The sequence below is a fragment of the Malaciobacter sp. genome, from assembly GCF_055140965.1.
Genome location: NZ_JBSRRO010000063.1, coordinates 1 through 9,070, shown reverse-complemented (window position 1 = coordinate 9,070; position 9,070 = coordinate 1). Strand labels below are relative to the sequence as shown.

General features: G+C 24.2%; 7 protein-coding genes. 3 read left to right on the top strand and 4 right to left on the bottom strand.

Going from position 1 to position 9,070, the window contains the following annotated elements; genetic code table 11:
• Positions 1-307: MazG nucleotide pyrophosphohydrolase domain-containing protein (locus ACTCCZ_RS13005; RefSeq protein ID WP_463187406.1), on the top strand; the 307-nt coding region annotated here is incomplete at its 5' end.
• Entirely contained in the window at positions 255-665 is a 411-nt protein-coding gene (locus tag ACTCCZ_RS13000; RefSeq protein ID WP_079577755.1) for a hypothetical protein, read from the top strand. The genes ACTCCZ_RS13005 and ACTCCZ_RS13000, both read left to right, overlap by 53 nt.
• Here the strand turns inward: ACTCCZ_RS13000 and ACTCCZ_RS12995 are convergent, their stop codons facing one another.
• The 3 genes from ACTCCZ_RS12995 to ACTCCZ_RS12985 form a co-directional block, all read right to left on the bottom strand.
• Positions 666-1,265 carry a GNAT family protein gene (locus ACTCCZ_RS12995; protein WP_265734348.1) on the bottom strand — a complete coding sequence of 200 codons (600 nt, stop codon included), beginning with the start codon at positions 1,263-1,265 and terminating at the stop codon, positions 666-668. It abuts the gene before it with no gap.
• A gap of 112 nt (positions 1,266-1,377) precedes the next feature.
• On the bottom strand, positions 1,378-3,150 hold the full coding sequence (locus ACTCCZ_RS12990) for an ABC transporter ATP-binding protein (protein ID WP_079577757.1): 1,773 nt from the start codon (positions 3,148-3,150) through the stop codon (positions 1,378-1,380).
• Between the two features lie 106 nt (positions 3,151-3,256).
• A complete protein-coding gene (locus ACTCCZ_RS12985) occupies positions 3,257-5,185 on the bottom strand; it encodes a methyl-accepting chemotaxis protein (RefSeq protein WP_079577758.1) in 1,929 nt (642 codons plus the stop codon).
• Between the two features lie 196 nt (positions 5,186-5,381).
• Between ACTCCZ_RS12985 and ACTCCZ_RS12980 the strand changes: the two genes are divergently transcribed.
• Positions 5,382-8,264: a cache domain-containing protein gene (locus ACTCCZ_RS12980; RefSeq protein WP_079577759.1), complete on the top strand. Its 2,883-nt coding sequence runs from the start codon at positions 5,382-5,384 to the stop codon at positions 8,262-8,264.
• A gap of 3 nt (positions 8,265-8,267) precedes the next feature.
• On the opposite strand, the gene ACTCCZ_RS12975 is transcribed toward ACTCCZ_RS12980, so the two are convergent.
• Positions 8,268-8,939 carry a winged helix-turn-helix domain-containing protein gene (locus ACTCCZ_RS12975; RefSeq protein WP_159445723.1) on the bottom strand — a complete coding sequence of 224 codons (672 nt, stop codon included), beginning with the start codon at positions 8,937-8,939 and terminating at the stop codon, positions 8,268-8,270.
• Positions 8,940-9,070 lie beyond the last annotated feature (131 nt).

Below are 9,070 nucleotides of genomic sequence, written 5' to 3'. Positions count from 1 at the left end.
TTTGGAAAAAGATATTAGAAATGAAATTTTAAAAGAACTTGATCAACTGATTAAAGTTATGGCGGTGCTTAGAGGGCCTGATGGATGTCCCTGGGATAGAAAACAGGATTACTATTCCATTAAAGGAAATATAATTGAAGAGGCTTATGAAGTAGTAGAGGCATTAGAAAAAAATGATATATCTGCATTTAAAGAAGAATTAGGAGATCTTTTATTACAGGTTGTCTTTGAATCTCAAATAGCTTATGAAAAAAATGATTTTAAACTCAATAATAGTCTTATTTATTTTCTTATTTACAGCTTGTAGTCAAAAAGTAAATTATAAAGCAAGCAATGATTCAAATAATTATAAAGTATCAAAAAAATATTGTGTTAAATCTAAAGTTTTTACAGATTATTCAAAAAAACAGATTAACTCTTTTTTATTAAAAGAGGCAAGAGAAGATGTTTTATTTGAGTTTTTAGATGAAAATATTATTTCTCAAAACAACTCTTATGAAGAGTTTTTATCTAATAAAGAAGTAAAAATAGATAAAAAAATAGATTATTTTACAGATGATTATAAAGATTATTGTATAGAGTTTGATGCAACAGTTGCAAATCCGGTTTTTTTCTTTAATGATGTAAATTTAGAAGAGTATTCAAGACAAAATTCAGCAATATAGTTATATTTTTTTATCTCTTTGTTCTCTAAAAATATTTAAAAAATCTTCTCTTTTGTATAAAGTAGCTCCTAAATCAAATTTGTACTTCATATAAGGATGACCTAAGTTCCAAAAGTTAAAACCATTTTTTTCTAAATAGTTTGCCAATAAAACCAATTGAAGTTTTCCATAATTATTAAATCTTCTTTCTTTACTACTAAAGCCACTTAAACTTGTATAAATAGCTCCAACTTTATATCCAATCTCTCCTGCAACTATTTTTTTTGTAGTTTTATCTTCAATGCTACAAGCAATTAATTCAAAATCAATATTACCTTTATAGTTTTTTAAATTTAAAAGAGTTTGTTTATACTCTTTTACAATCCAAGAATCACCATGATATTCATTTATTTTATCTATAATCTTTTCAAAGTTTTCATGAACTTTAAACTCATAATCATTTTTTCTTAAAAGTTTTTCAACTTTTTTAGAGATATGAAGATTATCAAAAAACAGTACTGCATAATCAAATTGCATCTCTGGTAAAATAACAAACAGATTATCTTGTTCAAAAGATATACTAACAAAACCTTCATATGCAGCTTTTACATAAAAATCAATTGAAAAATCATCACTATAGTAATAATTTACTTTTTTATTATTGCAAATATAATTTATTGTCAGTTCATCATCTAAGCAACTTTTTGTAATGTAACTAATAATTTTAGATCCTTTAAATTAATTGTTTTTTTACAAATTCTAAGTAGTGCCCTTCTTGGTTTTGTAACTGCTCATGTGAACCAACTTGAACTACTTCTCCATCATTTAATACATAAATAATATCAGCATTTTTAACTGTACTTAATCTGTGTGCAATTGTTATTACTGTTTTATTTTCTAATATAGGTCTTAAAGCTTCAAAAAGCTTACTTTCTGTATGTACATCAAGTGCTGATGTTGATTCATCAAAAATTACAACTTTAGGATTTGCTATTATCATTCTTGCTATTGACAGTCTTTGTCTTTGTCCACCACTTAATCTTACTCCATGTCTTCCTACAATTGTATCAAGGCCTTTTGGCATTTTTTCTATATCTTGTTTTAATTGTGCTATCTCTAATGCTTTATGAATTTTTTCATCAGATATTTTTTCATTGCCCATTGTAATATTAAATCGTAAACTATTATTAAATAAAATAGGCATTTGTAAAACAAGAAATATTGATTCTCTAAGGGATTGTTTATCAATTTCATCAATACTTATTCCATCATATAAAAGTTCTCCTTTTGATTTTGCATAAAAACTTGAAATAACTTGTGCTAAAGTTGTTTTGCCACTTCCACTTGCACCAATTAATGCTACTTTATCTTTTGTTTTTATATTAAGAGATATGTTTTTTAAAGTTTGTTTATCTTTTGTATAACTAAAATATAAATTTTTAAGTTCTATATGAAGTCCATTATTTTCTGGAAGTTTTTTTATTCCGTTTTTTTCTGTTTTTAAATCTAAAATTCTATTTATTCTATTAAGTGCAGTTTTTGCTTGTGCATATGAGTATTGCATTGATAAAATATCTTGAACAGGAGTCATAATAAACCAAATGTATCCAAACATTGCAAACATCATCCCTATACTTAAATCACTATATGCAACCATTACAAGTCCAGATGCTCTTAAAATCTCAAATGCTGCTAAAAAAACAGTAAATGAAAATCTTTCATAAGCAATGCTTTTATAATTAAACTCATTTGAAGTATCTTGTACTTGTTTTGCTTTTTTTATACTTGTATTAAAAAACTCTTTTTCTTTATTGCTAGCTTTGATTTGTCCAAATAACTCTAAAACTTCACCTACATTTTCTTGAAAATTTTCAATTGCATTATTCTCTTCTTTTTTTAGTGTACCAACGCTTTTAGCTATTTTTTTAGAAATAAGCATGATTATTGGTTGAATAATTAATATCATTAGACCTAAAATGGGATGAATAGCAATAAGTACAATTGATACTGCAATTAAAGTTAAAATAGATGCAACAAATTTACTTGCACTTGTTATTATAAAATTATCAAGAGTATTTACATCTGTTACAAGATTTGCTCCAATAGCTCCACTTCCTAGGGTTTCATACTCATTCATTGATACAATTTTTAGATGGTTTAAAAGTTTTTCTCTTATTTTAAATGTTATGAATTTTCCAAGAGCTGTAAAGATTCTTGTGATTATTGCACTAAAAATAAAATGTATAAATCTTAGTAAAATAACAATTATTGTAACAATTGCAATATAATAAAATGCATTCCCACTTCCAAAAAAATCATTTATGTTATTTACAAAAAAGTTTGGTTTATTTAATAATACTTCATCAACTAGCGCAGGAAGCATTAGAGGAATTGGAATACTAATAAGTATTGCAATAACAGTAATTAATTGTCCAAAAATAAGTTGTTTTCTTTTTTGAAGTAAAAGTTGCCAAATATATTTAAAGGTGATTTTGTTTTTTGTCATAATATGTCCATATTTTAATATAGTTATCTTTTACAATAAAAATATTAAATAGAATATTAAAAAAATAGCTAGTTATTAATGTAGTATAAAAGCCTAAGCTTTTATACTAGTTTTGTATATCAAATTTATACTGTTTTACAATATTTACAACATCTATTGATATTTTATTTGTTCCTTTTGCAATATCATTTGTTCTATCTGCAATTGTTGCATTTTCTTGAGTAAATTTATCTAATTGATTAACTGCATCTGCTATTTGCGTCATTCCTATTGTTTGTTCTTTTGCTGCATTTGTAACATCATCAATTAATCTATTTGTATGATTAATTTTTTCTTCTAATTGAATAAATCCTTCAATCATTGATGAGCTAATTTGTTTACCATCATTTGCTTTAATTGTAGCATTTTCAACAATTCTTTTAATCTCAGTTGCAGCTTGGGCACTTCTACTTGCAAGGTTTCTTACTTCTTGAGCAACAACTGCAAAACCTTTCCCTGCTTCTCCTGCTGTTGCTGCTTCTACTGCTGCATTTAAACTTAAAATATTTGTTTGAAATGCTATTTGATCTATTACAGTAATTGCTTGATTTATATCTGTAACTTGTTCATTTATTTCATCCATTGATTGGACAGTTTTTGAAGCTAGACTTTTACCTGTTTGTGCTGAGTTTTTTGTTTCTGAAGAAATTGAAAGCATCTCTTGAGCTTTTTCATTTGTATTTTTTATATTACTTGTTATCTCTTCAATACTTGCAGCTGTTTCTTCTAAACTCGCAGCTTGACTTGTCGCATTTTTGCTAATAACTTCAACATTTTGTGATAATTCATTTGAACTTTTTTCAAGTTTTATACCATCTTGATTATTTTGATTTAACATTTTCGTAATCATGTGGTTTAATTGCATTATTTCATTACCTATCTTTCCACAAGTAGCTGAATCTAGTTTTTTTGTAAAGTCATAATTTGAGTAACTTTCAAGTACAGAACTTAAACTATTAATATTAATACCAACAATATTTTGTAAATTTTCTAACATTGTATTTATTAGTTTTTTTAATTCCATTAAAGATTTAGACTCACTATCTTGAGTTACTCGTTTATCTAATAAACCATCATTTACAGATAATACAATGTCTTTAACATTATCAATAAGTTTTGCATCATCTTCTAATATTTTTTTAGTTTTTTCAATATTTTTATTTACTACATTTGACATCTTTCCTATTTCATCATTTGAAAGAATTTGAAGTTTTTTTGCATTTGTAGTCTCTTTGTTTAAGAATTTAAAGAAATCAAGCAATCCTTCTTCGAATTTTTTTATAGGATTTATAATAACTTTATTTGAGATAAAGATAAATATCAATGAGATAACAATTGCAACAATTAAAGATAATAATATTGTATTAAATATTACACTATCAATCTCCTCTTTTGTTGTTTTTTTCATAACTTCAACTTCATTTTGCACATTATCTACATATGCACCAGTTCCAATAATCCAATCCCAGTCTTTAAATCTTTGAACATAAGAAAATTTTGGTTGATTAGCTTCAACTCCTGGTTTTGGCCAAGAGTATTTTACTAAGCCACCTTCTTTATTTTTATTGGCTACTTTAACAATTTCTTGATAGATTAATACTCCATTTGGGTCTTTAAGATTAGTTAGGTTCTTACCTTCATTTTGAGGTTTCGTAGGATGCATTACAACTACATGATTTGAATCATTAATCCAAAAATATCCATCTTCTCCATAAGTCATACTTGCTACTACTTCTTTTGCAAGTTTTTTAGTCTCATTAATGTCACTATTTTTATTTTTTTCAGCAATCATTTTGACACTATTGTATGCTGCTTCAACAAAATTCTTTAATTCATGTTCTTTTAATTTATATGCCTCTTGTTCGTATTTTGAGATATTTTTCTGGGAAATATCTTGAATAGAGTTTATTGAACTAATAATAATAATTACAGATACTGTAAAAATTGTCAGAATAACTAAAACTAGCAACTTTAATTTTATAGAGGCATTTTTCATTTTCTATTCCTTTTTTCATATCAAAATATTCTATTCTTAAAATATTTTAATATTACTTAATAAAAATAGTGTCTTAAAAATTATAAATATTAATCCATATATAATTTATATAATATTCATTTTTCTAATTTTGCGTATATTTTAAAATATAATAATTATTTTGTTAAAATGTAATTAATTTAATTTAAGGAAACACATGTCTAATAAATTATCTAAAATAATATTTTTTGTTGTTTTTTTTGTGTCATTAATTTCAATTGTTACAATAGAAGTTTTCCATACAACTTATGAGTATGCTCAATATAAACAAAATCTAAAAAAACTAGAAAATGAGTTTATTAGTACAAATGAGCAAAATTTAAAATTTGAAGTTCAAAAGGCTATATCTTTAATTGAATTTAATTATGACAAAAAAGATAAGCTTATAAATAAAAGTGTAAAGCAAAGAATACAAGAAGCTTACTCTTTAGCCAAAAGTTTATACGAAAAATATAAAAATGAAAAAACTAAAGAAGAGATATTAAAAATTATAAAAGATAGTTTAAGAAGCATAAAGTTTTATGATGGCTATGGTTATTATTCAATTTATGATTTTACAGGCAAAACCATAATGCATGGAGCCAATAAAGATTATGAGAATACTTATGCTCTTAAACAGTACAAAGATGAAAACAACAAAGCTATTTTAAATAGTATTATAAGCTTAGCAAAAACAAAAAATGAAGATTATATCAATTGGCGTTTTTTAGATCCAATTAGTAAAATAGAAGATAGGAAAAAAGGCTATTTTAAAGTATTTGAACCTTATAATTTGATTTTTCTAGTAGCTGATTATACTTCAAGAATTGAAAATGAACTTAAAAATGAAGCTTTAGAAAGAGTAAAGAAAATAGAATATAGTAATGGTGGATATATTTTTATTCTTGATATTAAAGGAAATATTTTAGTTAATAAACATAGTAAATATGAAGGGAGTAATTTTTTAAATATAGAAAATTCAAGAGAAAAAGAAGTAGTTGGAAAAATTTTAAATAAGGTAGAAAATAAGAATGAAACATTTATTAAATACTCTTGGATAAACCCAAATACTTTACAATATTCAGATAAATTAACTTATTTAGCAAAGTTTGAAAAATGGGGTTGGATTATTGGCACAGGTATTTATTTAGATAGTATGTATGAAAAATTAGATAATGAAAAACAAAAATTAAAAGATGAAACTTTTTATAGAATACTCTATTCATTATGTGTGTTTTTTGTTATTTTTTGTTTTATTCTTTATATTACAAGAAAAATTACAAAAGAGATGAATGAAAACTTTTTACTTTTTTTGGATTTTTTTAAAAAAGCAAATAGTAGTAATAAAAAAATAGATATTGATAACATAAAGTTTTATGAGTTTAAACAATTAGGAATAAATGCCAATAAAATGATAGATTCAAAAATTAGTAATGAAGAAAAATTAGAAGAAAAAAATAAAGAAGCTCTTATAAATTTATCTTTATTAAATGAGTATAAAAAAGCTGTTGATGCAAGTGCTATTGTTTCAAAAACAAATATAGAAGGAGTTATTACTTTCGCAAATGAAAAGTTTTGTAAGGTTTCTGGATTTACAAAAGATGAGTTAATAGGCGCAAAACATAATTTAGTAAGACATCCAGATACAAAAAAAGAGATATATAAAGAACTTTGGACAACTATACTAAATAAAAGAGTATGGAAAGGCGCTTTAAAAAATAAAACAAAAAAAGGTAAAACATATTATGTAAAATCAACTATTGTTCCAATTTTAGACCTAAATAGTAATATAACAGAGTTTATTGCAATTAGATATGATATTAGCGATTTGATTAATCAAGAAAAAAGAATAAGGTTACAAACTACAGATATACTTACTAATCTTCCAAATAGACAAAAGTTATTAGAAGATTTAAATGCTAAAAAAGGTTTAATTTTAGGTGTATTTAATATCTTAAGATTTAAAGAAGTCAATGAGTATTATGGCTTTGAAGTAGGGGATAAACTACTATTAGGTGTTGCACAAAAACTTCGAAGTTTATTAAAAGACAATAAGCTTTTTCTTTACAAACTTCAAGGAGATGAGTTTGCTATTTTAGTTAATAAAAATATTATCACATTAAAAGAGTTTAAAATCAAATGTGAAAACATTATACATAGTATTAAGCAAATAAAATTTGAAATTGAAGAAAATATTTTAGAAGTTAATCTAGTAGCTGGAATTTCAGCTGAGAAAAACTATTTTATAAATGCAGAAATGGCAAAAAATCATGCAAAAATTGAAAATAAAGATATTATAATTTTTGATGAAAATAGAGAGATAAAAAGTAATTTAATAGAAAATATTAATTGGACGCAAAAATTAAAAAAAGCATTAAATGAAGATAGAATAGTAGTTTTTATTCAAGCTATCATCTCAAATGAAACACAAGAAATTGAAAAGTATGAGTGTTTAGTAAGAATGATTGATGAAGATGGCACAATTATCTCTCCTTTTAAATTTTTAAATATTGCAAAAAAATCTAAACTATACAATGCTTTAACGCAAAAAGTTATCAAAAAAGCTTTTGATTATTTTGCTAATAAAGATATTGAATTTTCAATAAACCTAAGTTTAGAAGATATTTTACATAAGCCAACAATTGATTTTTTGGAAGAAAAACTTAAAGAGAATAGAAATGCTGCACAAAGACTTATTGTTGAAATAGTTGAAGAAGAGGGAATAGAAAACTATCAAGAGATTTGTGATTTTATAGAAAATTTAAAAAGTTATGGGTGTAAAATTGCAATTGATGATTTTGGAACAGGATATTCAAATTTTGAATATTTGATGAAATTAAATGTAGATATTGTAAAAATTGATGGCTCAATGATTAAGTATATAAATCAAGATTTAAATGCAAAAATAGTTACAGAACTTATAGTTACATTTGCTAAGAAGTTAAATATTAAAACTGTGGCTGAGTTTGTTCACTCTAAAGAGATAAATGAAATTGTTACAGATATGGGAATAGACTTTTCCCAAGGATTTTATTTAGGTGTTCCAAAGCTAATAAAGTAGAGCTTAAAGCTCTACTCTATAACCAATACCTGAAACATTTTTGATAATTGACTTATCAATTTTTCTTCTTAAGTCTTTTACAATAGAACGTAAAGCATCTTTAGTCATCTCACCTTCCCAAATGATTTGATTAAATTCTTCATAACTTACAGCTCTATCTTTATTTTTTATTAAAACATCAAAAAACTTAACTTCCTTAGAAGATAAAGAGATTAACTCTTCATTTTTTAATAAAGTTTTATTAAATTTATCATATGTTAGTGTTTCTGATAATTTAATAATATTTGAACTATTTGAATCAATAATTCTAATGCAGTCTTTTAAAGAGTCTAGTAAAGTATTTAAATTAAAAGGATAAATTAAATACTTAATTAAATGCAACCTAACTGCTTCATAAAGCATTTTTTTATCTAGGTTTTCAGTTGTTATTATTACTTGTGCTTTTTTATTTACACTTCTTATCTCTTCTATAAAACTTTTTGGAGAAGTTTTTTCAAAAGAAACATTATAAATAATAATTTCTGGTTTTTCTTCTTTATAAATCTTAATTGCACTTTCAGAACAATTTGTTTGAATAAAATTGTTACAATAAGATTTCAGTTCAGAAACAAAATACTCTTCTTTTTCTTTCTTGTCATTTACATACAAGATTTTAATATGTTTTAATGCATTCATTCTCATTCCTAATAATAAGTCTTAAGTAATCTTAACCTTAAAACATTAAAATATAATTTAACTAAAAAAATGTAATTTTACTGTTTTTATATAAAAATAAATAATAATAAATCCTAGAAGAACTATAATAT